30 protein-coding genes are annotated in these 25,061 nt (G+C 52.7%); 21 read left to right on the top strand and 9 right to left on the bottom strand.

Translation table 11 applies throughout. From position 1 onward, the window contains the following. The first annotated feature begins 11 nt into the window (after window positions 1–11). From HV302_RS21915 to HV302_RS21900, 4 genes are all read left to right on the top strand, one after another. Window positions 12–410 (top strand): DUF350 domain-containing protein, encoded by a 399-nt coding sequence (locus HV302_RS21915; RefSeq protein ID WP_149381748.1) that lies wholly within the window; start codon window positions 12–14, stop codon window positions 408–410. A 9-nt stretch (window positions 411–419) separates the two neighbouring features. Further along, window positions 420–1,061: a DUF1190 domain-containing protein gene (locus tag HV302_RS21910; RefSeq protein WP_169330427.1), complete on the top strand. Its 642-nt coding sequence runs from the start codon at window positions 420–422 to the stop codon at window positions 1,059–1,061. A gap of 2 nt (window positions 1,062–1,063) precedes the next feature. Continuing rightward, window positions 1,064–2,230 carry a glutathionylspermidine synthase family protein gene (locus tag HV302_RS21905; RefSeq protein WP_181626576.1) on the top strand — a complete coding sequence of 389 codons (1,167 nt, stop codon included), beginning with the start codon at window positions 1,064–1,066 and terminating at the stop codon, window positions 2,228–2,230. Window positions 2,231–2,314: 84 nt separating this feature from the next. Beyond that, entirely contained in the window at window positions 2,315–3,937 is a 1,623-nt protein-coding gene (locus tag HV302_RS21900; protein WP_181626575.1) for an isovaleryl-CoA dehydrogenase, read from the top strand. 85 nt (window positions 3,938–4,022) lie between these two features. Here the strand turns inward: HV302_RS21900 and yjfN are convergent, their stop codons facing one another. Both yjfN and bsmA read right to left on the bottom strand, forming a co-directional pair. Continuing rightward, entirely contained in the window at window positions 4,023–4,298 is a 276-nt protein-coding gene (yjfN, locus tag HV302_RS21895; RefSeq protein WP_016155512.1) for a DUF1471 family protease activator YjfN, read from the bottom strand. A gap of 147 nt (window positions 4,299–4,445) precedes the next feature. Continuing rightward, window positions 4,446–4,775: a biofilm peroxide resistance protein BsmA gene (gene bsmA, locus HV302_RS21890; protein WP_080859602.1), complete on the bottom strand. Its 330-nt coding sequence runs from the start codon at window positions 4,773–4,775 to the stop codon at window positions 4,446–4,448. Between the two features lie 181 nt (window positions 4,776–4,956). Between bsmA and yjfP the strand changes: the two genes are divergently transcribed. After that, window positions 4,957–5,706, top strand: a complete 750-nt coding sequence (gene yjfP, locus HV302_RS21885; protein ID WP_181626574.1) for an esterase — start codon at window positions 4,957–4,959, stop codon at window positions 5,704–5,706. Here the strand turns inward: yjfP and ulaR are convergent. Both ulaR and ulaG read right to left on the bottom strand, forming a co-directional pair. After that, a complete protein-coding gene (gene ulaR / locus HV302_RS21880; RefSeq protein WP_016151423.1) occupies window positions 5,703–6,458 on the bottom strand; it encodes an HTH-type transcriptional regulator UlaR in 756 nt (251 codons plus the stop codon). The two genes, yjfP and ulaR, sit on opposite strands and share 4 nt — an antisense overlap. 106 nt (window positions 6,459–6,564) lie before the next feature. Then, entirely contained in the window at window positions 6,565–7,629 is a 1,065-nt protein-coding gene (gene ulaG, locus HV302_RS21875) for an L-ascorbate 6-phosphate lactonase (RefSeq protein ID WP_016151424.1), read from the bottom strand. A gap of 367 nt (window positions 7,630–7,996) precedes the next feature. Between ulaG and ulaA the strand changes: the two genes are divergently transcribed. Genes ulaA through HV302_RS21845 form a run of 6 tightly spaced genes read left to right on the top strand, consistent with a single transcriptional unit; the run spans window position 7,997 to window position 12,407 of the window. Next, entirely contained in the window at window positions 7,997–9,394 is a 1,398-nt protein-coding gene (ulaA, locus tag HV302_RS21870) for a PTS ascorbate transporter subunit IIC (RefSeq protein WP_047358895.1), read from the top strand. 15 nt (window positions 9,395–9,409) lie between these two features. After that, on the top strand, window positions 9,410–9,715 hold the full coding sequence (gene ulaB, locus HV302_RS21865; RefSeq protein WP_016151426.1) for a PTS ascorbate transporter subunit IIB: 306 nt from the start codon (window positions 9,410–9,412) through the stop codon (window positions 9,713–9,715). An 11-nt stretch (window positions 9,716–9,726) separates the two neighbouring features. Beyond that, window positions 9,727–10,194 (top strand): PTS ascorbate transporter subunit IIA, encoded by a 468-nt coding sequence (gene ulaC, locus HV302_RS21860; RefSeq protein ID WP_181626573.1) that lies wholly within the window; start codon window positions 9,727–9,729, stop codon window positions 10,192–10,194. Between the two features lie 12 nt (window positions 10,195–10,206). Next, window positions 10,207–10,857 carry a 3-keto-L-gulonate-6-phosphate decarboxylase UlaD gene (locus tag HV302_RS21855; protein ID WP_181626572.1) on the top strand — a complete coding sequence of 217 codons (651 nt, stop codon included), beginning with the start codon at window positions 10,207–10,209 and terminating at the stop codon, window positions 10,855–10,857. A 9-nt stretch (window positions 10,858–10,866) separates the two neighbouring features. After that, on the top strand, window positions 10,867–11,721 hold the full coding sequence (locus tag HV302_RS21850; protein WP_104651665.1) for an L-ribulose-5-phosphate 3-epimerase: 855 nt from the start codon (window positions 10,867–10,869) through the stop codon (window positions 11,719–11,721). Continuing rightward, a complete protein-coding gene (locus HV302_RS21845) occupies window positions 11,721–12,407 on the top strand; it encodes an L-ribulose-5-phosphate 4-epimerase (RefSeq protein ID WP_046275836.1) in 687 nt (228 codons plus the stop codon). Before HV302_RS21850 ends, HV302_RS21845 begins: the two co-directional genes overlap by 1 nt. Before the next feature lie 130 nt (window positions 12,408–12,537). Here HV302_RS21845 and yjfY read toward each other — a convergent pair whose 3' ends face one another. After that, a complete protein-coding gene (yjfY, locus tag HV302_RS21840) occupies window positions 12,538–12,813 on the bottom strand; it encodes a DUF1471 family protein YjfY (protein WP_016155520.1) in 276 nt (91 codons plus the stop codon). Between the two features lie 298 nt (window positions 12,814–13,111). Here yjfY and HV302_RS21835 point away from each other — a divergent pair, with 298 nt between their 5' ends. The 6 genes from HV302_RS21835 to HV302_RS21810 all read left to right on the top strand — a co-directional run bounded on the left by HV302_RS21835 (window position 13,112) and on the right by HV302_RS21810 (window position 16,542). Further along, window positions 13,112–13,876, top strand: coding sequence for a TSUP family transporter (locus tag HV302_RS21835; protein WP_016151432.1), 765 nt, complete (start codon window positions 13,112–13,114; stop codon window positions 13,874–13,876). Between the two features lie 159 nt (window positions 13,877–14,035). Next, a complete protein-coding gene (gene rpsF, locus HV302_RS21830) occupies window positions 14,036–14,431 on the top strand; it encodes a 30S ribosomal protein S6 (RefSeq protein ID WP_016151433.1) in 396 nt (131 codons plus the stop codon). A gap of 6 nt (window positions 14,432–14,437) precedes the next feature. Continuing rightward, window positions 14,438–14,752: a primosomal replication protein N gene (gene priB / locus HV302_RS21825; protein WP_003025674.1), complete on the top strand. Its 315-nt coding sequence runs from the start codon at window positions 14,438–14,440 to the stop codon at window positions 14,750–14,752. A 4-nt stretch (window positions 14,753–14,756) separates the two neighbouring features. Further along, window positions 14,757–14,984 carry a 30S ribosomal protein S18 gene (gene rpsR / locus HV302_RS21820; RefSeq protein ID WP_000135199.1) on the top strand — a complete coding sequence of 76 codons (228 nt, stop codon included), beginning with the start codon at window positions 14,757–14,759 and terminating at the stop codon, window positions 14,982–14,984. Window positions 14,985–15,025: 41 nt separating this feature from the next. Then, window positions 15,026–15,475 (top strand): 50S ribosomal protein L9, encoded by a 450-nt coding sequence (rplI, locus tag HV302_RS21815; RefSeq protein WP_003025676.1) that lies wholly within the window; start codon window positions 15,026–15,028, stop codon window positions 15,473–15,475. A gap of 143 nt (window positions 15,476–15,618) precedes the next feature. Then, on the top strand, window positions 15,619–16,542 hold the full coding sequence (locus tag HV302_RS21810) for a DMT family transporter (RefSeq protein WP_016151434.1): 924 nt from the start codon (window positions 15,619–15,621) through the stop codon (window positions 16,540–16,542). A gap of 54 nt (window positions 16,543–16,596) precedes the next feature. Here the strand turns inward: HV302_RS21810 and HV302_RS21805 are convergent, their stop codons facing one another. Next, window positions 16,597–17,247, bottom strand: a complete 651-nt coding sequence (locus tag HV302_RS21805; protein ID WP_016151435.1) for a LysM-like peptidoglycan-binding domain-containing protein — start codon at window positions 17,245–17,247, stop codon at window positions 16,597–16,599. Window positions 17,248–17,466: 219 nt separating this feature from the next. Here HV302_RS21805 and fklB point away from each other — a divergent pair, with 219 nt between their 5' ends. After that, the gene (gene fklB / locus HV302_RS21800) at window positions 17,467–18,087 is read left to right on the top strand and encodes an FKBP-type peptidyl-prolyl cis-trans isomerase (protein ID WP_029139741.1); all 621 of its coding nucleotides are present in this window, start codon (window positions 17,467–17,469) and stop codon (window positions 18,085–18,087) included. A gap of 309 nt (window positions 18,088–18,396) precedes the next feature. After that, the gene (cycA, locus tag HV302_RS21795; RefSeq protein WP_181626571.1) at window positions 18,397–19,806 is read left to right on the top strand and encodes a D-serine/D-alanine/glycine transporter; all 1,410 of its coding nucleotides are present in this window, start codon (window positions 18,397–18,399) and stop codon (window positions 19,804–19,806) included. An 80-nt stretch (window positions 19,807–19,886) separates the two neighbouring features. Here the strand turns inward: cycA and ytfE are convergent, their stop codons facing one another. After that, the gene (ytfE, locus tag HV302_RS21790) at window positions 19,887–20,549 is read right to left on the bottom strand and encodes an iron-sulfur cluster repair protein YtfE (protein WP_003025690.1); all 663 of its coding nucleotides are present in this window, start codon (window positions 20,547–20,549) and stop codon (window positions 19,887–19,889) included. Between the two features lie 173 nt (window positions 20,550–20,722). Between ytfE and HV302_RS28070 the strand changes: the two genes are divergently transcribed. Together HV302_RS28070 and HV302_RS21785 are read left to right on the top strand one after the other, a co-directional pair. Then, complete coding sequence (locus HV302_RS28070) at window positions 20,723–21,022, top strand: hypothetical protein (protein ID WP_220131629.1); 300 nt, start codon at window positions 20,723–20,725, stop codon at window positions 21,020–21,022. Between the two features lie 500 nt (window positions 21,023–21,522). Then, window positions 21,523–23,076, top strand: coding sequence for a methyl-accepting chemotaxis protein (locus tag HV302_RS21785; protein WP_046275835.1), 1,554 nt, complete (start codon window positions 21,523–21,525; stop codon window positions 23,074–23,076). 63 nt (window positions 23,077–23,139) lie between these two features. Here the strand turns inward: HV302_RS21785 and HV302_RS21780 are convergent, their stop codons facing one another. Beyond that, window positions 23,140–24,105: a DMT family transporter gene (locus HV302_RS21780; protein WP_016151440.1), complete on the bottom strand. Its 966-nt coding sequence runs from the start codon at window positions 24,103–24,105 to the stop codon at window positions 23,140–23,142. 76 nt (window positions 24,106–24,181) lie between these two features. Beyond that, complete coding sequence (locus HV302_RS21775) at window positions 24,182–25,006, bottom strand: AraC family transcriptional regulator (protein WP_016155523.1); 825 nt, start codon at window positions 25,004–25,006, stop codon at window positions 24,182–24,184. Window positions 25,007–25,061 lie beyond the last annotated feature (55 nt).

Here is a 25,061-nt window from a genome sequence, read left to right as displayed (position 1 = left end):
GGACGGTTACAATGCATATACTGGATTCATTATTGGCTTTTTTCGCCTATTTTTTTATTGGTGTAGCCATGGTGATAATTTTCCTTTTTATTTATTCGAAAATAACGCCGCACAATGAATGGCAACTTATCAAAAATAATAATACGGCAGCGTCGCTGGCATTTAGTGGAACCTTGCTCGGTTACGTTATTCCGCTATCCAGTGCGGCAATTAATGCTGTTAGCATTCCAGATTATTTTGCCTGGGGTGGTATTGCACTGGTAGTTCAACTCGTTATTTACGGCGGTGTGCGCTTATATATGCCGACGCTGAGTGAAAAAATCATTAATCACAATAGCGCCGCGGGATTATTTATGGGAACCGCTGCGCTGGCGGGAGGCATTTTTAACGCCGCCTGCATGACATGGTAATGGACGATCATGGCAAGAAAACGTAAATCAGGAAGCAAAAACAAGGTGGTGGGGCATTCTGCTATTACGCGGATTAACCGCCCGATTAATCCCTTTGAAAAAAAACGTAGCCGTTACAGCGGCAAATATCTGACGCTGGCTATTATGGGCGGCGCGGCATTTTTTATTCTTAAAGGATGTGCAGACGACGCCGATACCGATAATGATGGCGACGGTAAATTTTACTCAACGGTGAGTGAATGCATTGATGATGGCAATAGCGCCACCGTTTGTACCGATGGCTGGAACAACGCTAAAGCTGAATTCTATGCCAGCTTGCCAAAGCAAATGAGTAAGGAGAGTTGTCAGGCACAGTTTGGTGACTGTTATCTCGATAGCACGGATCAGAGCTGGGTACCTGTGGTCACCGGGTTTTTACTCACCAGGATGATTCGCAAAGATCGCGATGAACAGTATGTCTACAGCAGCGGCGGTTCTTCATATGCTTCGCGCCCGGTCTGGCGTACGACTTCGGGAGAGTATGGCTGGCGTTCCGGCAGCGGAAAAAATGATACCGCTACCACCCATACTTATACGACGAAGAAAGTATCGACGGTTTCTCGTGGCGGCTATGGAAGATCATCCAGCGCACGTGGGCACTGGGGAGGTTAACGATGCTGCGACATGATGTCCCTATACGCCGGGATCTGAACCGGATCGCTTACGATCACGGTTTTGATTTTCATATCATCGACAATGAGATTTATTGGGATGAGAGCCGGGCATACCGCTTTACGCTTCGGCAAGTGGAAGAGCAGATCGAAAAGCCCACTGCGGAACTGCACCAGATGTGTCTGGACGTTGTCGAACGAGCAGTTAACGACGAACAGATTATGCAGCAACTGGCGATCCCGCCGCTGTACTGGGACGTTATTGCCGAAAGCTGGCGCAATCGTGATCCCTCTCTGTACGGCCGCATGGATTTTGTCTGGTGCGGAAATAACTCCCCGGTCAAGCTGCTGGAATACAATGCTGATACGCCAACGTCGCTCTATGAGTCGGCGTATTTTCAGTGGCTATGGCTGGAAGATGCGCGTCGTAACGGCGTTATCCCACGCGATGCCGACCAGTATAATGCCATTCAGGAACGGCTTATATCCCGTTTTGCTGAACTTTATAGCCAGGAACCCTTCTACTTCTGCTGCTGTGAAGATACCGATGAAGATCGCACTACCGTGCTGTATTTACAGGATTGCGCGCAGCAGGCAGGGCAAGAGTCGCGGTTTATGTATATTGAAGAACTGGGGCTTGGCGTCGGCGGTGTGCTCACGGACCTGGATGATAATGTCATTCGTCGCGCTTTTAAGCTCTATCCCCTGGAATGGATGATTCGAGATGAAAATGGTCCCTTGCTTTGCCATCGTCGCGAGCAGTGGGTTGAGCCTTTGTGGAAAAGTGTGCTCAGTAATAAAGGGTTGATGCCATTGCTGTGGCGTTTTTTCCCCAATCATCCCAACCTACTGCCAGCTTGGTTCGACGGAGAAGTACCGCAAATTGCGCATGGTGAAAGCTATGTGCGTAAACCCATATTCTCCCGTGAAGGGGGAAACGTCACCATTTTTGATGGTCAGCAACATGTCGTTGAACACGCTGAGGGCGACTATGCCGAAGAGCCGATGATCTATCAGGCATTTCAGGCGCTACCGCGTTTTGGTGATAGCTATACGCTGATTGGCAGTTGGATCGTGGATGATGAAGCGTGTGGCATGGGGATCCGCGAAGATAATACGTTGATCACGAAAGATACTTCTCGCTTTGTTCCTCACTATATTGCGGGCTAACCGTGCTTTTGTGATCTCTCTCCGTCGCGAATAATGTGGTTCTGACCATACTTAAGGTGACGGCCATTGACGGAGGGAGACACAATGCACTGGCAAACGCATACCGTTTTTAACCAACCTGTACCGCTCAATAACAGCAACTTATATCTGTCCGATGGCGCGCTGTGTGAAGCGGTTATCCGTGAAGGCGCTGGCTGGGATAGCGATCTTCTCGCCAGTATTGGTCAGCAGCTAGGGACTGCCGAGTCGCTCGAGCTTGGCCGTCTGGCCAATGCTTTTCCACCCGAGTTGTTGCGCTACGACTCGCAGGGTCAGCGGCTGGATGATGTGCGTTTTCATCCAGCCTGGCATTTACTGATGCAGGGATTGTGCGCCAATCGCGTACATAATCTGGCCTGGGAAGAAGACGCGAGGCAGGGAACATTTGTTGCCCGGGCGGCCCGTTTCATGCTGCATGCGCAGGTGGAAGCGGGCACGTTGTGTCCGGTTACCATGACTTTTGCCGCCACGCCGTTGTTACTTCAGATGTTACCTGCCCCCTTTCACGACTGGTTTACGCCGCTGCTAAGCGACCGTTATGACTCGCATTTACTGCCCGGAGGGCAAAAGCGTGGGTTATTGATCGGCATGGGAATGACCGAGAAGCAGGGGGGGTCAGATGTGCTAAGCAATACCACTCAGGCAGAACGTCTTGCAGACGGCTCGTATCGGCTGGTGGGACATAAGTGGTTTTTCTCCGTGCCGCAAAGCGATGCCCATTTGGTACTGGCCCAGGCAAAGGGAGGCTTATCCTGCTTTTTTGTACCGCGATTTTTACCCGACGGGCAGCGTAATGCTATCCGTCTGGAGCGGCTGAAAGATAAGTTAGGCAATCGCTCCAACGCCAGCTGCGAGGTTGAATTCCACGATGCGATTGGCTGGCTATTGGGTGAAGAAGGGGAAGGGATACGTCATATCCTGAAAATGGGTGGGATGACGCGTTTTGACTGTGCGCTCGGCAGTCATGGCATGATGCGACGTGCTTTTTCTGTCGCGATTTACCATGCGCACCAGCGACAGGTTTTTGGCAAACCATTGATCGAACAACCGATGATGCGCCAGGTATTAGGTCGGATGGCGCTCCACCTGGAAGGTCAGACGGCGTTACTGTTCCGACTGGCACGGGCCTGGGACCGTCGCGCTGATGCCCAAGAATCTCTGTGGGCCAGGTTGTTCACACCAGCAGCGAAATTCTCTGTTTGCAAGGCCGGTATGCCGTTTGTTGCAGAGGCGATGGAAGTGCTCGGCGGGATTGGCTACTGCGAGGAGAGTGAGTTGCCGCGCCTGTATCGTGAGATGCCGGTAAACAGTATCTGGGAGGGCTCTGGCAACATTATGTGCCTCGATGTATTGCGGGTGCTGACAAAACAACCCGGCATATACGATATGCTCAGCGAAGCCTTTGCTGAGGTAAAAGGGCAAGACCGACATTACGATCGAAGGGTACGTCAACTACAGCAGCGTTTACGTAAACCCAGCGAGGAGTTGGGACGGGAGATTACACAGCAGCTTTTCCTGCTCGGTTGCGGGGCGCAGATGTTGCGCTATGCCTCTCCGCCAGTGGCGCAGGCCTGGTGTCAAATGATGCTCGATACGCGTGGTGGACTACGATTGTCCGAACAGGTGCTGAACGACTTGCTCCTGCGGGCAACGGGGGGATTACGGTAGTAATATGCCTGATGGCGACGCTGGCGCGCCTTATCATGCCTACATTGAATGTAGGCCGGAAAAGTTTACGCCATCCGGCAATCTGTTAAGCATAGAGTATGGCCTGTACGCGCCAGTTGTCGGGCTGCTGGTCTTCGTACATCTGAATGATCCGATACCATGAGGCACCCTGTTCATCCGCTTTTAACGCGATTACTCGTTCTACATCCTGCGGATTCCCTGCAATGTTACTGACAGATATCAGGCCAATTTCGTTCAGGCCTGTAACGCAGTCAGCACTGGCGAACTCGGCAGACTGCGCCGTAGTACCTACCAGTCCGGCAGAAAGCAGCAGTGAGGATAAGGCAAGTGATTGTTTCATCGTCAGCTCCATTATTCGTACCCCTACACACGGCAGGGCATTCCATCGCGATCATAAACCTCAAGCTTCCTGCTGTTGGTTTATTGTGCACAGGTAAACGCATAGCGGCGCAAAGCAATGTAAAGCTGACTAAATTCCTACCCAATGTTATTTACGATACAAAATAGCCTGTGAATACCATTGGCCTGTCACGATGGTTTCATCCACTAATAAAACCACGTAGTAATCAGCTTTAGCCGCGACGGCTTTGTCACGGATCTCTGCCAGCGCATCATCCGGAGAGCCTCTTACCAGCGAGCTGACCGTTCCTATTCGCTGTAACCCATTACTCTGGTCACGGCGGATCTCCTGCGGGTGGTCGGCAACGGGCGGTGCGGGTTGCGGCGTTCCCTGTAGCACGCTACAGGCGCTTAAAAGCATCACCAGCAATAAAGAGGCAAACCGACGCATAACTCTATCTCGTTTCCTGATAGCCATAGTGTAGTGCCTTATCAATTTCCCTTTAGGGGAATGTTCCCGAAGTGTTATCTCTCACGCGATTTTCGAATGAAAATGTTGCGAAAGCGTAACCCAGTTCTCAACATTATGAATCATTGCCGAACACATTCGCTTGCGTTAAGTATTGCTGCATGGCATACCAGAAAAAAAGAGGCGACAAATGATCGAAATTGAAACACGACAGTTGGCTGGTATCCCTGTCTTGCACGCCGTTCCGGCTGGCAAACGCGAGTGTTCACTCCCTTGCATTATTTTCTATCACGGGTTTAAATCTTCAAGCCTGGTCTATAGCTATTTTGCCGTTGCTCTGGCTCAGGCCGGATTCCGGGTTGTCATGCCAGATGCGCCCGACCATGGTGCCCGCTTCAACGGTGATGCTCAGGAGCGAATGTTCCGCTTCTGGCATATATTGCAGCAAAACATGCAGGAGTTTACGACGTTACGTGCGGCGCTGGTGGCGGAAAATTGGCTATCAGATGAAAGACTTGCTGTTGCGGGGGCGTCGATGGGAGGCATGACGGCGTTGGGCATTATGGCCCGTCATTCCGAGGTTAAATGTGTAGCCAGCCTGATGGGCTCGGGCTATTTTACCCGTCTTGCACAGACGCTTTTTCCCCCTTTACGAGTCCAGACGCCAGAGCAGCAGGCGGAGTTCGATGCCGTTATCGCACCGCTCGCCGAGTGGGACGTTACGCATCAACTACAACGCCTGGCCGACAGACCGTTGCTGTTGTGGCATGGACAGGAGGACGATGTGGTGCCCGCGGTTGAAACCTTCCGCTTACAGCAGGCGCTGATTCAGGCAGGGCTGGATAACAATTTAACCTGCCTGTGGGAAGCGGGCGTACGCCACCGCATCACGCCAGAGGCGCTGGCAGCGACGGTAACGTTTTTTCGCCAGCACCTTTAAACGCGCACGATGCTTACGCCCTGAGCTTCAAGTTGTTGCAGAATCTCAGGGTTAGCATTTTTGCCGGTAATGAGCATATCGATTTGATCGGCGCGACTGAACAGCATCCCCGCGCGTTCACCGACCTTACTGCTATCGACCAGCACCACCAGTTTACCCACTACGTTAAGCATCTTCTGCTCAGCCATCGCGGTTAGCATATCGGTTTTATACAGTCCGTCCGCGGTCAACCCTTTACCGCTGGTAAACATCCAGTGTCCGGCATACAGGCTATTTTCGCTGCCTTGCGGACTAAGCGTGATGGACTGGCTTTTGTTGTATTGCCCTCCCATGATGATCACGCTGTCATGCTCCTGGTCGATCAGATAGTTCGCCAGCGGCAGATAATTGGTGATGATCTGCACCGGCTTGCCGCACATTTCACGACCAAGCAGGAAGGCGGTTGATCCGCAGTTGATCACCACGCTTTCACCCGCATTTACAAGCTGGGATGCGGCCTTGGCAATGCGAACTTTTTCATCGTGGTTTTGCGCCTGATGCAGATTCATAGGTGTCCAGCGCGGACGTTGCTGGGTGATGGCTTCTGCGCCATTGCGGACTTTCTTGAGTTTGCCGCTTTCGTCGAGTTTATTGATGTCCCGGCGTGCTGTGGCTGGTGAAATCCCCAGACGCTCAATCACGTTCTCAACGGTAACAAAGCCCAACTGCGCCAGCATATCCAGCAATATTTGATGTCTTTGTGCTTCAGTCATGAGCTATTCCGATACAAATTGATTTGAAAAGATGATATTTGAAATAGCCTGAAAATACTAAAGTAAATGGGAAAAAATGCCGGAATGGCCCGGCATTTTGTAGGGATCACAAGAAGGATTTAAACGGCAGATCCGGTTCAATCGTGAAGCAGTCATCAAAGCCGCGCGGATAGTGATATTCAAAGTTATCTTTGTCCAGCGGCCAGGTGAACTTACCGCCCACCTGCCAGATAAACGGCTTAAAGCCATACTTCAGTCGATCTTTTTTCATCTCCCACAGTACGCGGATCTCCTGAGGGTCGGCCTGGAAGTTTGACCAGATGTCATGATGGAAAGGGATCACCACTTTCGTATTCAACGCTTCCGCCATGCGCAGCATGTCGGAGCTGGTCATTTTGTCCGTAATCCCGCGCGGATTCTCACCATAGGAGCCGAGCGCAACGTCGATCTGGTGCTCGTTGCCATGCTTTGCGTAGTAGTTAGAGTAGTGCGAGTCTCCGCTGTGGTACAGCGTACCGCCCGGTGTTTTGAACAGGTAGTTTACCGCACGTGCATCCATACCATCCGGCAGCACACCTGCCGCTTTTTGATCGGCAGGTAGCGTGATTAATGCCGTACGATCAAACGCGTCAAGCGCATGAATTTCAATATCTTTCACTTTCACCACATCGCCTGGTTTTACCACGATGCAGCGCTCTTTTGGCACACCCCAACCGATCCACAGATCCACACAGGTTTGCGGCCCGATAAATGGCACGTCATCAGCGCAGTTTTGCATGACGGCGGCCGCGACATTCACGTCGATGTGATCGTTATGATCGTGTGTCGCCAGCACCGCATCGATCTGTCGAATTGCAAACGGATCAAGAACAAACGGCGTGGTGCGCAGGTTTGGCTGCAGTTTCTTCACCCCAGCCATGCGCTGCATCTGGTGGCCGGTTTTCATTAGCGGGTTACCGTGACTCTGTTTACCCGTTCCGCACCAGAAATCGACGCAGATGTTCGTCCCGCCTTCCGACTTCAGCCAGATGCCGGTACAGCCAAGCCACCACATAGCGAATGTGCCCGGGGCGACCTGCTCCTGTTCGATCTCTTCATTCAGCCAACTTCCCCACTCCGGGAATGTACTCAGGATCCATGATTCACGCGTGATGCTTTTTACTTTACTCATCGCATTTACCTTCATATTTATTCAGATTAAGTCAATTTATGATTTGTTTTGATTGATATTGACATCATTTTTTCAAGAAGGCAATGCGTTGATTTTCGCTGTTCAACGGGGAAATGTGATCAAATCACAGCGTGACAGGATGGTCTACTTGAATGTTGGTTTTGTATTTTATTGTTTTAATAGAATTTATTTTGGAAGCGATGAATTAGAAGTAAAGCCACTCTGCAAGTGTGTGAATTATTTGCGTACTGCATCACATTTAATCAAATTCAATCTTGTTGTGATTACTTTTGAAAATTAGAGTGAGGGCACAACATCCTGGGCATCTGTAATGAATGTTCAGCAACTTCGTCTACTGGAGATCGTTATGGAGATCCTCTACAACATCTTTACCGTCTTTTTTAATCAGGTTATGACCAACGCGCCCTTGCTGTTGGGTATTGTGACCTGTCTTGGTTACATCCTGCTGCGTAAAAGCGTCAGCGTTATTATCAAAGGCACGATCAAAACGATTATCGGTTTTATGTTGCTGCAAGCGGGATCGGGCATTCTGACCAGCACGTTTAAACCGGTGGTGGCGAAGATGTCCGAAGTTTACGGTATCAATGGTGCGATTTCCGATACCTATGCCTCCATGATGGCAACCATCGAACGTATGGGCGATGCCTATAGTTGGGTGGGTTATGCGGTGCTGTTGGCGCTGGCGCTGAATATTTGTTACGTACTGCTACGGCGTATTACCGGCATTCGCACCATCATGCTGACCGGCCACATTATGTTCCAGCAGGCGGGCTTGATTGCCGTCTCTCTCTTCATCTTCGGTTACCCGATGTGGACCACCATCATCTGCACCGCTGTGCTGGTGTCCCTCTACTGGGGCATTACCTCCAATATGATGTACAAGCCGACGCAGGAAGTGACCGACGGCTGCGGTTTCTCCATCGGTCACCAGCAGCAGTTCGCTTCATGGATTGCCTACAAAGTCGCGCCTTATCTGGGTAAGAAAGAGGAGAGTGTTGAAGATCTGAAGCTGCCGGGCTGGCTGAATATCTTCCATGACAACATCGTTTCTACCGCGATTGTTATGACCCTCTTCTTCGGCGCGATCCTGCTCTCTTTCGGTATTGATGTGGTTCAGGCGATGGCGGGTAAAACCCACTGGACGGTCTATATCCTGCAGACCGGTTTTTCGTTTGCCGTCGCTATTTTCATCATCACTCAGGGCGTTCGTATGTTCGTTGCTGAGCTTTCAGAAGCGTTCAACGGTATCTCTCAACGTCTGATCCCGGGTGCAGTGCTGGCTATCGACTGCGCGGCGATTTATAGCTTTGCGCCCAACGCGGTGGTCTGGGGCTTTATGTGGGGCACCATCGGCCAACTGATTGCGGTGGGCATCCTGGTGGGTTGCGGCTCTTCTATTCTGATTATCCCTGGCTTTATTCCGATGTTCTTCTCGAACGCGACTATCGGCGTGTTTGCTAACCACTTTGGCGGCTGGCGTGCAGCGCTCAAGATTTGCCTGGTGATGGGGATGATCGAAATCTTCGGCTGCGTCTGGGCGGTGAAGCTCACCGGGATGAGCGCCTGGATGGGCATGGCGGACTGGTCAATTCTGGCGCCGCCGATGATGCAGGGCTTTGCCTCCATCGGCATCGTGTTTATGGCCGTCATTATTCTGATTGCACTGGCTTATATGTTTTTCGCAGGACGCACCTTGCGCGCTGAGGAAGACGCAGAAAAACAACTGGCAGAACACTCTGCTTAATAAGGAGTTCCGATTATGACCGTACGTATTTTGGCTGTATGTGGCAATGGGCAGGGGAGTTCCATGATCATGAAGATGAAGGTGGATCAGTTTTTAACCCAGTCAAATATTGACCATACGGTAAACAGTTGCGCAGTAGGCGAATACAAAAGTGAACTGAGCGGCGCGGATATCATCATCGCTTCTACCCATATCGCCGGTGAGATTACCGTATCGGGCAATAAATATGTTGTTGGCGTACGCAACATGCTGTCTCCCGCCGATTTTGGACCAAAACTGCTGGAAGTGATCAACGCGCATTTCCCACAGGACGTAAAGTAAGGAGACGGCCTATGAAATTACGTGATTCGCTGGCAGACAATGACGCCATCCTTTTACAGGCCGAGGCCAGTTCCTGGCAGGAAGCGGTAAAGCTGAGCGTGGATCTGCTGGTTAAGGCTGATGTGGTTGAACCACGCTACTACCAGGCCATCCTCGACGGAGTCGAACAGTTCGGCCCGTATTTCGTGATTGCGCCGGGCCTGGCAATGCCGCACGGCCGTCCGGAGGAAGGGGTCAAGAAAACCGGTTTTGCGCTGGTGACGCTGAAAACACCGCTGGTGTTTAACCACGAAGATAACGACCCGGTCGACATCCTGATCACCATGGCGGCAGTAGACGCCAACACACATCAGGAAGTCGGCATCATGCAGATCGTGAATCTCTTTGACGAAGAAGCCAATTTCGACCGTTTACGTGCCTGCCGTACCGCGCAGGAAGTGCTGGATTTAATTGATAACGCCACTGCGGCGGCTGTTTAAAAGGATACCAAAATGTCATTACCTATGTTGCAGGTTGCGCTGGATAACCAATCAATGTCTTCCGCCTATGAAACGACGCGTCTGATTGCCGAAGAGGTCGATATCATTGAAGTGGGCACGATTCTTTGCATGGCAGAGGGGGTGCGCGCCGTACGCGATCTGAAGGCGCTTTATCCGCATAAAATTGTGCTGGCGGATGCCAAAATCGCCGACGCGGGTAAAATCCTCTCGCGCATGTGTTTCGAAGCCAATGCTGACTGGGTTACCGTCATCTGCTGCGCGGATATCAACACCACCAGGGGGGCGCTGGAGGTGGCGAAAGAATTTAACGGCGACGTGCAGATTGAACTGACTGGTTACTGGACCTGGGAGCAGGCGCAGGAGTGGCGTGACGCGGGCATTGGGCAAGTGGTATATCACCGCAGCCGTGACGCGCAGGCGGCGGGTGTGGCGTGGGGAGAGGCAGATATCAGCGCCATCAAACGCTTGTCTGATATGGGCTTTAAGGTCACCGTCACCGGCGGCCTGGCGCTGGAGGATCTGCCGCTGTTCCAGGGGATCCCTATCCACGTCTTTATTGCCGGACGCAGCATTCGCGATGCCGCCTCTCCGGTAGACGCTGCGCGTCAGTTCAAACGTTCCATCGCCCAACTGTGGGGATAAGGAGCGACTATGCTGTCGAAACAGGTCCCGCTCGGTATCTATGAAAAAGCGCTCCCCGGCGGAGAGTGCTGGCTGGAACGCTTGCGGCTGGCGAAGGAACTGGGCTTTGATTTTGTTGAAATATCTGTTGATGAGACCGACGATCGCCTGGCGCGTCTTGACTGGCGCCGCGAGCAGCGACTGGCGCTGGTGGCCGCTATCGCCGAGACAGGGATACGCGTACCGTCCATGTGCCTGAGCGCTCATCGTCGTTTCCCGCTTGGCAGTGAAGATGATGCGGTGCGCGAACAGGGGCTGGAGATCATGCGTAAAGCCATTCAGTTTGCGCAGGATATCGGTATTCGCGTTATTCAACTGGCGGGTTACGACGTCTATTACCAGCAGGCCAATAACGAAACGCGTCGTCGGTTTCGCGATGGGCTGAAAGAGAGCGTGGAGATGGCGAGCCGCGCGCAGGTGACGCTGGCGATGGAAATCATGGATTATCCGCTGATGAATTCGATCAGCAAGGCACTGGGTTATGCCCACTATCTCAACAATCCGTGGTTCCAGCTGTATCCCGATATTGGCAATTTGTCGGCGTGGGATAACGACGTGCAGATGGAGCTGCAGGCTGGGATGGGTCATATCGTTGCCGTACACGTGAAGGATACCAAACCCGGTGTATTCAAAAATGTGCCGTTTGGTGAAGGGGTTGTTGAGTTCGAACGTTGTTTTGCGACGCTCAAACAGAGTGGGTACTGCGGACCATACCTGATTGAGATGTGGAGTGAAACGTCGGACGACCCGGCACGTGAAGTCGCGAAGGCGCGCGACTGGGTGAAGGCGCGAATGGCCAGCGCAGGTCTGGTGGAGGCGGTGTAATGCAAAAACTTAAACAGCAGGTTTTTGAGGCCAATATGGATTTGCCGCGCTACGGGCTGGTGACGTTCACCTGGGGGAACGTCAGCGCCATTGACCGCGAGCGCGGTCTGGTGGTGATTAAGCCTAGCGGCGTCGACTACCAAACGATGCAGGTAGATGACATGGTGGTTGTGGATCTGGCCGGCAACGTAGTGGAAGGGCGCTATCGTCCTTCTTCTGATACCGCCACCCATCTGGAGCTGTATCGCCGCTATTCTTCTCTCGGCGGCGTGGTGCACACCCACTCAACGCACGCGACGGCATGGGCGCAGGCGGGTCTGGCAATTCCCTCGTTCGGCACGACGCATGCGGATTACTTCTTTGGCGATATTCCCTGCACCAGGGCGTTAACTGAAGCTGAAGTTCAGGGCGAGTATGAGCTAAATACCGGCAAGGTGATTGTCGAAACGCTGGGGGAGGTGGAACCTTTGCATACGCCTGGCGTAGTGGTGTACCAGCATGGCCCGTTTGCCTGGGGCAAGGATGCTCACGACGCGGTACATAACGCCGTGGTGATGGAGGAAGTGGCAAAAATGGCATGGATTGCGCGTGGTATCAATCCGGCTCTTAGCCCCATCGACAGTTATCTGATGAATAAGCATTTCATGCGTAAGCACGGTCCAAACGCCTATTACGGACAGAAGTAACGACTAAGTCCTGGAGCCCAATCATTCAGGGGATGTTATTGATCTGGCTGTGGGACTTTGTTGCAAAAAAAGCCCCCTGTGAAGGGGGCAAATTAAACTGCGGCAATGTTCTCGTTGGTTATTTCTGGTGCTAGCGGTAAATATCTGCACTGGCGTGCATATTTCCGTTACTACCGGGTTCCCTGGTGAGGATCACGTGGTAGTAGGTTGCGCCTTGCGCATCGGTCTCTTCATTCAGGGCCTGAGTGGCTTCACTTTCAGTGGCGAAGTTATGATTTATGTAAATGACGCCTAAGCTCTGCACATCATCCATATTCCTGGCCTGATGATTGTCAATTTTGATGGCTGCCGTTGCATTTGCACTAAGCAAAAGCATAGCCAGAAGGGTCAAAACACGGGCTCGCATATGTACCTCCTCGACTGCGGTCTCTGGTTGCCTCTCTCCTGTGAGTGATTAGCTTCTGATGTAATTTTAACCGTTACCGGCGCAGTCGATAGCGACCATTTCTGATGCAGTTGTTCAAAAAATTACCGCATAGCCATCTTTTCTTTTATTAACAGGCCGCTGGTGTGTACCGCTGCGGTGAAAAATACCTGTCTTTCGCGCATAAGCACTTACCAAATAGTCAATTTAATCGGGTGAGTACGCCGTTTATAGTGAGCCGGATAATTAATATAACTTTATGATAATAAGGCAAAAACTTATGGATACTTCATTCATGGATTTCAGCTACTTTGTGATTATGTTTATGGTCGCGCTGGTGGCAGGCTTTATTAACGTGGTGTCGGGCGGCGGTGGTTTTCTCTCGATTGGCGCACTGTTAATTTCTGGTTTACCCCCGGCGAATGCGCTGGCAACCAATAAAATTCAGGCACTGGGCAGCTCGCTGACCTCCGGGATTTATTTTTTACGCCGGGGGCATATCAACGTGCAGGAGCACAAGTATGTGTTTTTATCTGCCTTTATCGGTTCTGCGATGGGAACGACGCTTATCCAGTTCATTGAACCGGAGCTGCTGAAGAAACTGCTCCCGATCCTGATTATCGCGGTCGCTATCTACTTTATTTTTGCGCCAAATCTCAGCGAACCGAAAAGAAAGCAGCAGGTATCCCTGTTTCTCTTCTCGTTGATTGGCGGGGGATGCATTGGTTTTTATGACGGCTTTCTCGGTGCCGGGGCTGGCTCCTTTTATACCCTCAGCTATATCCTACTGTGGGGATACAGCATCGATAAGGCGCAAATTCACTCGAATTTTATTAACCTGGCATCCAACATCGCCTCGATATTGTTCTTCATTTTTGGCGGTAAAATGATCTGGTCACTGGGGCTGGTGATGTTTGCCGGGCAGTCCCTCGGCGCACGTCTTGGCGCGACGGTCGTACTAACGCGCGGCAAGAAAGTTATCCGACCCATGATTGTCATTGTCTCCATTTGCATCAGCGTCAAAATGCTGCTGGATATGTATTAATGGCGACATGATAAATAATCGTACAATTACCTTGAGTTTAGTGGCAGGCGCCAGTATTATGACGCGTCAATTTTTCAGCCGACCTTTAACACGTTCCTTGCCTCCCCGGGCCTCGGCTGACCCAGACAGGAGGCTGAATAATCCGTAAGGAGCAATTCGATGCGTCATTACGAAATCGTTTTTATGGTCCATCCTGACCAGAGCGAACAGGTTCCGGGTATGATCGAACGCTACACTGCTGCCATCACTGGTGCAGAAGGCACGATCCACCGTCTGGAAGACTGGGGCCGCCGTCAGCTGGCTTACCCGATCAACAAACTGCACAAAGCTCACTACGTTCTGCTGAACGTTGAAGCGCCGCAGGAAGTGATCGATGAGCTGGAAACTACCTTCCGCTTCAACGATGCCGTTATCCGCAGCATGGTTATGCGTACTAAACACGCTGTTACCGAAGCATCTCCGATGGTTAAAGCGAAAGACGAGCGTCGTGAACGTCGCGATGATTTCGCTAACGAAACCGCAGATGATGCTGAAGCTGGGGATTCTGAAGAGTAATTTCTGATGACCAACCGTCTGGCGTTGTCCGGCACCGTGTGCAGGGCTCCCCTTCGAAAGGTCAGTCCATCAGGAATTCCTCATTGCCAGTTCGTGCTTGAGCATCGTTCTGTGCAGGAGGAAGCCGGGTTTCACCGGCAGGCGTGGTGCCAAATGCCCGTTATTATTAGCGGACACGAAAACCAGGCCATTACTCACAGTATAACGGTCGGTAGCGCAGTGACCGTTCAGGGGTTCATCTCTTGCCACAAGGCAAAGAACGGCCTGAGCAAAATGGTTCTGCATGCCGAGCAGATTGAATTGATAGATTCTGGAGACTAGCCATATGGCACGTTATTTCCGTCGTCGCAAGTTCTGCCGTTTCACCGCGGAAGGCGTTCAAGAGATCGACTATAAAGATATCGCTACGCTGAAAAACTACATCACCGAAAGCGGTAAGATTGTCCCAAGCCGTATCACCGGTACCCGTGCAAAATACCAGCGTCAGCTGGCTCGCGCTATCAAACGCGCTCGCTACCTGTCCCTGCTGCCGTACACTGATCGTCATCAGTAATCGGTCACGGTCCATTAATACGACTTTGAGAGGATAAGGTAATGCAAGTTATTCTGCTTGATAAAGTAGCAAACCTGGGTAGCCTGGGTGATCAGGTTAACGTTAAAGCGGGCTATGCTCGTAACTTCCTGGTACCACAGGGTAAAGCTGTTCCTGCTACCAAGAAAAACGTTGAATTTTTCGAAGCGCGTCGCGCTGAGCTGGAAGCTAAACTGGCTGACGTTCTGTCTGCTGCTGAAGCTCGTGCTGAGAAAATCAACGCACTGGAAACCGTAACCATCGCGTCTAAAGCTGGCGACGAAGGTAAACTGTTCGGTTCCATCGGTACTCGCGACATCGCTGACGCTGTAACTGCAGCTGGCGTTGAAGTAGCTAAGAGCGAAGTTCGTCTGCCGAACGGCGTTCTGCGTACCACTGGTGAGCACGAAGTGAGCTTCCAGGTTCACAGCGAAGTGTTTGCTAAGCTGACTGTAAACGTAGTTGCAGAATAAGTTTTTATTCTGATTACCGCGTAAAAGCGCCGGCCTTGTGTCGGCGTTTTGCTTTTCTGTTCCCTCCGCTTTTCGCTCTGGCTATTCTTTATCCTTTTCGGGATAATCATAAAAATAAAACATTATTTCAAAGTGGTGATGGAATGGAACCAACGCACCAACCTCTGTTTGCGCGTAAAAATGTTGTCTACCTGAGCGCAGCGTTCTGCTGTCTGCTGTGGGGGAGCGCCTATCCGGCGATCAAAAGCGGATATGAGATCTTCCAGATTGCCACGGATGACATTCCTTCAAAAATTGTCTTTGCCGGCTATCGCTTCCTGTTTGCTGGATTATTGCTGCTATTGCTTGCGGTGGCGCAGCGTAAACCGATTGGCCGGTTAAGCCCGCGTCAGTACGGTCAGCTCACGCTGTTGGGACTTACGCAAACCTCGCTGCAATACATCTTCTTCTATATTGGCCTGGCGTTCACGACGGGGGTGAAAGGGTCGATCATGAACGCGACCGGCACCTTCTTCAGCGTGCTGCTGGCCCATTTTATCTATCAGAACGACAAGCTGAGCTACAACAAAGTGCTGGGCTGTATCCTGGGCTTTACTGGCGTAATGGTGGTGAACTTTAGCAGCGGACTGGATTTTAACTTCAGCCTGTTAGGGGACGGTTCAGTGGTGATGGCGGCCTTTATTCTTTCTGCCGCCACGTTATACGGTAAACGCATTTCTCAGACGGTAGACCCGACGGTAATGACAGGATATCAGTTGGGTGTCGGCGGTCTGGCGCTGGTTATCGGCGGCTACGCTTTTGGTGGCACGCTGACCGTACACGGCGCGTCTTCAGTGGCGATTCTGGGCTACCTGACGTTACTCTCTTCGGTCGCTTTTGCGTTATGGAGTATTCTGCTCAAGCATAACCGCGTGGGGATGATTGCGCCGTTTAACTTCCTGATCCCGGTTTCGGGGGCGGTTCTGTCGGCGATATTCCTCGGCGAAAACATTCTCGAATGGAAATATGCGTTGGCGCTGGTGCTAGTCTGTTCCGGGATCTGGTGGGTGAACAAGGTGAAGCGCTGACGCTTCACCTTGATGTCTGATGCGCTGTGTTTATCAGGTCTACAGGTGTGCCGGTTAACGGGCGCGAATAAAACTGCCGTTAGGTTGTCGAGTAAACAGTACCTGCTGACCATTACCGGTATCAATGGTTAATCCCGTTACCACGCCGTTGGCATTCTGCCTGATTTGTACCATCTGGCCGTCTTTCAGGTTGCTCAGCGGTTTTCCGGCACCTTCAACCTGCGCCATTGCGTATACATCGGTTGGCGGGAGGTTATGGTCACGGAATACCTGCGCCAGCGTTTTGCCCGAGTCCACGCGATAGGAGCGCCACTGCTGCTCAATTCCACTATCCTGTTGGAAAGGTTGCGTCTGCGGCTGAGATTGCTGAGCCTGCGGCTGCGCGTCTGGTTCTCCTTCCTGGATTGGCTCAGGCGCAAGCGGAGCGACCTGGCCCGGATCGTTTTGCGGGGCGACCAACTGTGCCTGCAGTTGAGCTTCGGTCGGTGGCTGCGACTGTGACTGTAAATCCAGCTGGGCAGTACGCGTAACCACAGGGGCATCGCTGGTGTCACTGGAGGGCAGCAGGAAGCCTATCACCAGCACGATAGCAGCAATTATAATGCCGCGTCGGTGCATAGGCGGTAGCGGATCCATAATGCGAAAATTGTCCGGTGCATGCCAGATTTTCGCCAGGGTTGGTTTTAATTCAAAGCGCCCGGGCATGGCTTTCCTCCTGCTCCGCGTCTCGTTCCTCGATCATAGAGTATAGATGGCTAATGCTATGATGTTCGTCATATTACCCGCTTTCGTGACGTCAACGCGGGGTATTCCTATTGTTTATGTTTCCTCGCGATTTGTCATCTGTTCCCGAGACAAAGTTTTACCGGATGCGGCATGGCTGATATGCTGCCCGCTACTTTACATCCGATGAAAGGAAATATGATGGCTAACCCGACTTTTGACACTATCGAAGCGCAAGCAAGCTACGGCATTGGTTTGCAGGTAGGACAACAGCTGAGTGAATCCGGACTGGAAGGACTGTTGCCTGAAGCGCTGGTAGCGGGTATCGCTGACGCGCTGGAAGGTAAGCACCCGGCAGTGCCGGTTGATGTTGTGCATCGCGCACTGCGTGAAATCCACGAACGCGCTGATGCAGTACGTCGCGAGCGTTTCCAGGCTATGGCGGCTGATGGCGTCAAATATCTGGAAGAAAACCGTGAGAAAGACGGTGTGAACAGCACTGAATCCGGTTTGCAGTTCCGTGTTCTGACTCAGGGGGAAGGTGCTATTCCAGCGCGTACTGACCGCGTTCGCGTGCACTACACCGGTAAACTGATCGACGGTACCGTGTTTGACAGCTCTGTCGCACGCGGCGAACCGGCTGAATTCCCGGTTAACGGCGTGATCCCTGGCTGGATTGAAGCGCTGACCCTGATGCCGGTAGGTTCCAAATGGGAACTGACTATTCCTCAGGAACTGGCTTACGGCGAGCGTGGCGCTGGCGCGTCCATTCCTCCGTTCAGCACGCTGGTGTTCGACGTTGAGCTGCTTGAGATCCTGTAAGCAGTGACTTCTGTTCCCTCCGAGGCCGGGGGGAACAAAAAAATAGCGTGAAAAGCTATAGTTACGTGGTTGTCGATATTTTATTTTGCAAATGCCTCGTTAGCGTGTATTTTTGTGAGCTGATTCGCGCTATCAGAGTGATATGACACTCACTTTAAACATTAAATTAACATTATATCTAAATCTTAGTATTCATCCCGCCAATTCTTACCTAATATCGATGAGTCCTGATAATCAGGAACGTCGTATCATAGACACACTAAAGGCCGTAGAGCCTGAACAACACAGACAGGTACAGGAAGAAAAAACATGGTAGATCAGGTAAAAGTCGACGCCGCTGAAGAGGCTTCGTCTGAACAGTCGCTACGGCGCAATCTCACAAACCGTCATATTCAACTTATTGCCATTGGTGGTGCTATTGGTACCGGCCTGTTTATGGGCTCTGGTAAAACCATCAGCCTCGCCGGACCGTCGATCATCTTTGTGTATATGATCATCGGTTTTATGCTGTTTTTCGTGATGCGTGCAATGGGTGAATTACTGCTCTCGAATCTGGAGTACAAATCTTTTAGTGATTTCGCCTCTGATCTGCTCGGGCCATGGGCCGGGTATTTTACCGGCTGTACTTACTGGTTCTGCTGGGTTGTTACCGGGATGGCAGACGTTGTCGCCATTACGGCGTATGCGCAATTCTGGTTCCCCGAACTTTCAGACTGGGTCGCCTCGCTGGCGGTGATCGTGCTGCTGCTGAGCCTCAACCTTGCCACTGTAAAAATGTTCGGTGAGATGGAGTTCTGGTTTGCGATGATCAAAATCGTCGCCATCATCGGCCTGATTGTCGTTGGTCTGGTGATGGTGCTGACGCACTTCCAGTCGCCAACCGGCGTTCAGGCATCGTTCACGCATCTGTGGAATGACGGTGGCTGGTTCCCGAAAGGTCTGAGCGGCTTCTTTGCTGGCTTCCAGATAGCCGTGTTCGCGTTTGTGGGTATTGAGCTGGTGGGAACGACCGCTGCAGAAACCAAGGACCCAGAGAAATCTCTGCCGCGTGCCATTAACTCGATTCCGATCCGTATCATCATGTTCTACGTTTTTGCGCTGATCGTGATTATGTCCGTAACACCGTGGAGCTCGGTAGTGCCAACCAAGAGCCCATTCGTTGAACTGTTTGTGCTGGTCGGTCTGCCTGCCGCGGCGAGCCTGATCAACTTTGTGGTGCTGACTTCAGCTGCCTCTTCCGCAAACAGTGGCGTGTTCTCTACCAGCCGTATGCTGTTCGGCCTGGCACAGGAAGGCGTAGCGCCTAAAGCATTTGCCAAACTGTCTAAACGCGCAGTTCCGGCGAAAGGTTTAACCTTCTCCTGTATCTGTCTGCTGGGCGGCGTGGTGATGCTTTACGTGAACCCGAGCGTGATTGGCGCGTTCACCATGATCACTACCGTGTCGGCGATTCTGTTCATGTTCGTCTGGACCATCATTCTTTGCTCGTACCTGGTGTACCGCAAGCAGCGTCCGCACCTGCATGAAAAATCAATCTACAAGATGCCGCTAGGCAAGCTGATGTGCTGGGTATGTATGGCGTTCTTCGTCTTCGTACTGGTACTGCTGACGCTGGAAGATGATACCCGCCAGGCGCTGATCGTGACGCCGCTGTGGTTCATCGCGCTGGGTCTGGGTTGGTTGTTTATCGGTAAGAAACGTATGGCAGGTATGCGTTAATTTTAGTGCCCGGTAGCGCGGTGCTTACCGGGCCTGAATTCCGTAGGCCGGATACGCGTTAGCGCTATCCGGCGATATCTTTACTCCCCGGCGAGAGCTCGCGGGAACAATACATTATTTTCCAGACTGATGTGTTCCATCAAGTCGTCGATCATCTCGTTAATGCCGTTATACATGGCTTTCCAGGTGGTGCAGGCTTCTGGCGGCGGCGTCACGTTATGGGTGATGTGTTTGATCACTTCGACCAGTTCACCGGCATCGTCATGTTCGCTTTCCATCACGCTGATTGGTCCCATCGCCTGGCTACCCATGCCCTGTTTGATCATCGGGAACAGGATCTGCTCTTCTTTCATCATATGGCTGGACAGCTCTTCATGCAGCATGGTCAGGTTTTTCGCCAGACCGCGTGGTACGTTCGGTTTATCTGCGTGAACGCGTTCAACTTTCGTGGCCTGCAGGATCAGTTCCGGCAGCTGTTCGCGGTGTCTGTCGTGATAACGCACGATGATATGATCGATGATTTCAGCCAGTGCCACGGTACGCCAGTCTTTCTCCAGCGGCTGTTCAGCCAACTGCGCGAGCTGTGCCTCAATAACGTCTAAATCCAGCTCTTTACGCGCAGCAGCGCGCGCCAGCGTTTGCTTACCGCCGCAGCAGTAATCCATATCGTATTTACGAAATAGGGCCGAAGCGCGAGGAATAGAGAGCGCCAGTTCACCTAAAGGTTGATCGCGATAAGACATTGCCGTTACCTCATTCTCAATAATATAAGATGTATTTTAAATACAACTTATGGCGAAGGATATAACCCTTTCGGGGTGCAATGCCGTTCAGTTAAGCATTATGGAGAACATGTGATTTTGGCTCAGAGTTCCGTTCACCTCAGTGGTATCACTTTTCTGAAGCTCAGATACCCGTGAACGTGCAAAGGAGGCTCACCGCCGCCTCCCTTGCAACCCAGGCTCCCGGCGGGAAAATCGTCGCTGCGCGATTCATTCGTCTTATGCCGTCTGCCTGTCGGGTCGGGGCCGGGCCTGCGTCCCTGCAGGCTGTCCCCTCTGCCCGCATCCCTGCGGGCAGACCCGGTCAGCCGTCAACGCCTCATCGATTTTCAGCCGGAACGGGGTCATCGCTGCAACGCACTGACTTCCAGTTAAATCTGTTTTGCTGTTCAGATAAAAAACGCAGGGGGTCAGGTGTGGGCTGGTCCGGCTGAAAATTGCCGACGTGTTTCCGTAAGGCCGGGAGAACCTGCAGGGATGCGGGTTCAGGGCGCGTTTTGCTGGGACGCTACCTCGCGCCCGGCCCGGTAGCCTGGAGGAATAAACGGAGGGGACCGCGGAGCGGCAATTTTCCCGCCGGGAGCCGGGATTGTTAAGGGTACGGCGATAGTACCCTTAACACGTTCACAGGAATCGTGTTTCAGAGAAACGATGAACATGAGGTGAACGGAACCCTTTCTCTGAGATAGCATGTTCATCACCTCCGCCAATACAGGCTGATGATTTCTGATACAGAGGCGTTAACTGAACGGTATTGCTTTCGTGGTGGGGTTTTTTGTGAGGAATGTCTCGAAAATTTCTTGTTTCGTTAAGGTGCTGAATCTTATTAGAAAGGAGAGGGGCGGCGAAAAAAGCCGCGCGACAGGATTAAATAAGCGCACGCCGCTGCCGATAGTTAGACCTCAGACAATACCTGCATAATAAAAGGCTACAGATGTTTAAACGAATCAAAGTGATAACCCTACTTATCACCGTGTTACTCGCCCTTGGCGCGATGCAGCTCATCTCTGCGGGCGTCTTTATTGGCGCGCTCAATAACGATAAGCAAAACTTTAACGTCTCTCAGCTTTCCAGCCAGAACGTGGCCGAGTTTACCGATGCGTGGATTAGCCTGAACCAGGCTCGCGTCACGCTCAACCGGGGCATGTTGCGTTTACAGGGAACGATGGCTAGCGAGATTAACGGCGGTCAGTTGAAGGAACTGGTGAACACGGCAAATCGCCTGTTGGCCGAATCGAAAGAGCATTACGATAAATACTACGCCCTGCCGGAAACGCCGGGGCTTGATGAACATCTGGCCGATCGACTGGAAGAGCAGTACGGCATCTATTCTGCGACGCTGGCTAAAATGAACGCGCTGCTGGCTGAAGGTAAGCTGGAAGAGATGTTCAAGCAGAATGCCGAGCAAAAGCAAACGGCCATGCAGGAAGTCTATCGGGAATGGCGTAGCGCGCAAACGGCGCTGGCCACTGCCGGGGTGCAGGACAATGAGAGTGATTACCAGAAGATAATCTGGCTGCTGTCTGCCGTGATGCTGATTGTCGTCACCGTGATTATCGCCAGCTGGCTGGCGATGCAGCGAGTGCTGCTCAAGCCTCTCCACGAAGTGATGGGGCATATTCGCCACATTGCTGCGGGTGATTTGACGCACAGCATCAACGCAGATGGCAGCAATGAGATGGCGCTGCTGGCAGTCAACGTTCGCGACATGCAGCAGGCGCTGGCGAACACAGTCAGCGTGGTGCGTGACGGGGCTGACACCATCTATACCGGCGCAGGTGAAATTGCCGCCGGCAGTAACGATCTCTCTTCACGTACCGAGCAGCAGGCCGCCTCTCTGGAAGAGACTGCTGCCAGCATGGAACAACTCACCGCTACCGTGAAGCAGAACGCGGATAACGCGCGTCAGGCGACCAGTCTGGCAAAAAATGCCTCACAGACGGCGCAGAAAGGCGGAACCGTGGTTGATGGCGTAGTGCGTACGATGGATGAAATTGCCACCAGTTCCAGCAAAATCGCGCAAATTACCAATGTTATCGACGGCATTGCCTTCCAGACCAATATTCTGGCGCTGAACGCGGCAGTAGAAGCGGCGCGTGCGGGCGAGCAGGGGCGCGGGTTTGCCGTGGTCGCTGGCGAGGTCCGTACACTGGCACAGCGTAGCGCTCAGGCGGCGAAAGAGATTAAGGCACTGATTGATGACTCGGGGAATCGGGTGAATGCCGGTACGGCGCTGGTGCATGAAGCGGGTGAAACGATGGCGGAAATTGTGAGCGCCGTGACCCGTGTGACCGACATCATGGGCGAGATAGCCTCGGCTTCTGATGAACAGAGCCGGGGTATCGATCAGGTAGGTCAGGCGGTTGCCGAGATGGATCGCGTGACGCAGCAAAACGCCTCGCTGGTGGAGGAGTCCGCTTCCGCCGCCGCCGCGCTCGAAGAGCAGGCAGCACGACTGAATCAGACCGTAGCGGTGTTTAAAGTTTAACGTCTACTCCGGCCTACAAAATAATATCTTGTAGGTCGGATTAGCGCAGCGCCGTCCGGGCCATTATGATTGTGGAACCACGACGACGCTTGGTTTCTGTGGTTTGGCTCTGACGGCTATCACCACCCCAACAATCAGCAGCGCAATGCCGCTTACCGTCAGCAGCGGCGGGAATTCCTGGCGCAGGATAAAGGTGTACACCAGGCCAGCCAGCGTTTCGAAGACAATCAGCGGGCCGAGGATCACCGTCGGCAATTTTTGGCTGGCGACGTTCCAGCACAGTGCGCCAACCCACGAACACAATACCGCAATCGCTATCATCAGGCCGATAAACACGCCCGGACGCGGGCCGAAGGGCAGGGCAAAGTCCGGCGTTTGCCCGTTCAGCCACAGGCAGGCTGCAATATAACCGAGCAGAGAAACAGGCAACGTTACCAGTGCCTGGGCCGTCGCCCACATCATCGGGTGCTTATCTGGATTCTCGCGCAGCCAGCGGGCATTACGCAGCGCATACCACGCCCAACACACTACCGAGATCAGCGCCAGCGCGATTCCAGAACCATAACGCCAGCCGCTAAAGTCGGGTAAGCCTTGATTCAGCTCCGAGATATTCACGCACAGCAGACCGATACCAATCAGCACCAGCGCAGGCGACAGACGCCACCATGATAATTTGCCGTCGCGCTGGCTGTAGAGCAGGTTAGCGAAGACCGGGATCACAACCGGCAATGTACCAATAATCATCGTTGAAACCGGCGCGCCAGTGCGCTGGATGGCGCTTGCCAGGCAAACGTAATAAATCAGATTACCCATCATCGTTAGCGCCAGCGCAGTGACCCAGTCTTTGCGCGTCAACTGACGCAAGCGCACACGTCCCAGCCAGGCAATCGGCAACGCTATCAGCCCCAGCGCTAGATAGCGCCCCATCGACTGCAATACCGCCGGGTATTCCGGTACGATCAGCGGCCCAACAAAAATTAATCCCCACATCAGCCCAGCCAGCAGGGCATACAACACGCCGCTAATCATTTTTGACATCCACATCGCTTAACAATAAGTCGAGTGTAGGCAGGAAAAATGCAGCCGTATTGTATGAGATTGCTGTTCAACGCCGGACGACTTGTTTCTGATAACGTACCGGCGTAATACCGTAGCGATGGGTAAACGCGCGGGTGAGATGCGACTGGTCGGTGAGGCCGGTTGCGGCAGCGACCTCCGCGGCGGGCATTCCGTGAGTGAGAAAACCTTTGGCTCGCCACAGGCGGATAGCCATCAGCATCTGGTGCGGCGTGACGTGGAAATGAGATTTAAACTGGCGCTGAAAATGCCAGGGACTCAGCGCTGCAACCCGCGCCAGTTCGTCGAGCGTGACCGGGTGCATATAATTATCGTGCAAATACTCGCGTACCCGTTCAAAGCGATGCGCTCCCTCCGGTAATACCGGCGCATGGCGGGCCAGCGGCTGGAACGTGTCGATCAGATCGAGTAATAGCCCTTTTTGCGCCAGCGGATCCTCAGTGTTCCACAGGCCATGGATCAGCGAGCAGATCTGGCGCGAGCGTAGCGGATCGTGACGCGTTACGTCATGAAACCACCAGTGGCGGATCCCGGTGACTTCTTCCAGAAGATCGGGCTCAAGATAGATCATCCGATAGCGCCAGCCGTCGGCGGTTTCCGCTTCGCCGGTATGTAGCTCATCGGGATTCATGGTGACGACGGAATGGGCGGGGGCCACGTACTGCGTGCCGCGATAGCGAAAACGTTCGGCTCCGGCTTCTATCGCGCCAATACCAAACGCTTCATGGGTGTGGGGTTCAAAGGCGTAACGCGAGATGTGCGCATGATACAGCTCAACGCCCGGCACCTGTGCCAGATGGCGAAAGCGGGCGCTGTCTTTCTCATCAATAAACTGCTCAGGTACACCTTGCACGTCTTCTCTCCCCACGCATCATCATGTCATTATCAGAGAGGATGCGCGGGGATGC

Source organism: Citrobacter sp. RHBSTW-00859, assembly GCF_013729795.1.
Lineage (GTDB): Bacteria > Pseudomonadota > Gammaproteobacteria > Enterobacterales > Enterobacteriaceae > Citrobacter > Citrobacter braakii.
Note: the sequence above shows the minus strand (reverse complement) of the source record. Positions and strands in the feature narration are given on the sequence as shown.

Bases quoted from the DNA above. Each gene is read 5' to 3' on its own strand.
- HV302_RS21845 (WP_046275836.1), top strand. From the start codon at position 11,721: ATGCAAAAACTTAAACAGCAGGTTTTTGAGGCCAATATGGATTTGCCG.
- HV302_RS21905 (WP_181626576.1), top strand. From the start codon at position 1,064: ATGCTGCGACATGATGTCCCTATACGCCGGGATCTGAACCGGATCGCT.
- HV302_RS21835 (WP_016151432.1), top strand. From the start codon at position 13,112: ATGGATACTTCATTCATGGATTTCAGCTACTTTGTGATTATGTTTATG.
- HV302_RS21855 (WP_181626572.1), top strand. From the start codon at position 10,207: ATGTCATTACCTATGTTGCAGGTTGCGCTGGATAACCAATCAATGTCT.
- rpsF (WP_016151433.1), top strand. From the start codon at position 14,036: ATGCGTCATTACGAAATCGTTTTTATGGTCCATCCTGACCAGAGCGAA.
- ulaG (WP_016151424.1), bottom strand. From the start codon at position 7,629: ATGAGTAAAGTAAAAAGCATCACGCGTGAATCATGGATCCTGAGTACA.
- HV302_RS21850 (WP_104651665.1), top strand. From the start codon at position 10,867: ATGCTGTCGAAACAGGTCCCGCTCGGTATCTATGAAAAAGCGCTCCCC.
- HV302_RS21810 (WP_016151434.1), top strand. From the start codon at position 15,619: ATGGAACCAACGCACCAACCTCTGTTTGCGCGTAAAAATGTTGTCTAC.
- cycA (WP_181626571.1), top strand. From the start codon at position 18,397: ATGGTAGATCAGGTAAAAGTCGACGCCGCTGAAGAGGCTTCGTCTGAA.
- HV302_RS21785 (WP_046275835.1), top strand. From the start codon at position 21,523: ATGTTTAAACGAATCAAAGTGATAACCCTACTTATCACCGTGTTACTC.
- HV302_RS21780 (WP_016151440.1), bottom strand. From the start codon at position 24,105: ATGATTAGCGGCGTGTTGTATGCCCTGCTGGCTGGGCTGATGTGGGGA.
- ytfE (WP_003025690.1), bottom strand. From the start codon at position 20,549: ATGTCTTATCGCGATCAACCTTTAGGTGAACTGGCGCTCTCTATTCCT.
- ulaC (WP_181626573.1), top strand. From the start codon at position 9,727: ATGAAATTACGTGATTCGCTGGCAGACAATGACGCCATCCTTTTACAG.
- bsmA (WP_080859602.1), bottom strand. From the start codon at position 4,775: ATGGCTATCAGGAAACGAGATAGAGTTATGCGTCGGTTTGCCTCTTTA.
- priB (WP_003025674.1), top strand. From the start codon at position 14,438: ATGACCAACCGTCTGGCGTTGTCCGGCACCGTGTGCAGGGCTCCCCTT.
- rpsR (WP_000135199.1), top strand. From the start codon at position 14,757: ATGGCACGTTATTTCCGTCGTCGCAAGTTCTGCCGTTTCACCGCGGAA.
- ulaA (WP_047358895.1), top strand. From the start codon at position 7,997: ATGGAGATCCTCTACAACATCTTTACCGTCTTTTTTAATCAGGTTATG.
- ulaR (WP_016151423.1), bottom strand. From the start codon at position 6,458: ATGACTGAAGCACAAAGACATCAAATATTGCTGGATATGCTGGCGCAG.
- yjfP (WP_181626574.1), top strand. From the start codon at position 4,957: ATGATCGAAATTGAAACACGACAGTTGGCTGGTATCCCTGTCTTGCAC.
- fklB (WP_029139741.1), top strand. From the start codon at position 17,467: ATGGCTAACCCGACTTTTGACACTATCGAAGCGCAAGCAAGCTACGGC.
- HV302_RS21805 (WP_016151435.1), bottom strand. From the start codon at position 17,247: ATGCCCGGGCGCTTTGAATTAAAACCAACCCTGGCGAAAATCTGGCAT.
- yjfN (WP_016155512.1), bottom strand. From the start codon at position 4,298: ATGAAACAATCACTTGCCTTATCCTCACTGCTGCTTTCTGCCGGACTG.
- HV302_RS21915 (WP_149381748.1), top strand. From the start codon at position 12: ATGCATATACTGGATTCATTATTGGCTTTTTTCGCCTATTTTTTTATT.
- HV302_RS21910 (WP_169330427.1), top strand. From the start codon at position 420: ATGGCAAGAAAACGTAAATCAGGAAGCAAAAACAAGGTGGTGGGGCAT.
- ulaB (WP_016151426.1), top strand. From the start codon at position 9,410: ATGACCGTACGTATTTTGGCTGTATGTGGCAATGGGCAGGGGAGTTCC.
- yjfY (WP_016155520.1), bottom strand. From the start codon at position 12,813: ATGCGAGCCCGTGTTTTGACCCTTCTGGCTATGCTTTTGCTTAGTGCA.
- rplI (WP_003025676.1), top strand. From the start codon at position 15,026: ATGCAAGTTATTCTGCTTGATAAAGTAGCAAACCTGGGTAGCCTGGGT.
- HV302_RS21900 (WP_181626575.1), top strand. From the start codon at position 2,315: ATGCACTGGCAAACGCATACCGTTTTTAACCAACCTGTACCGCTCAAT.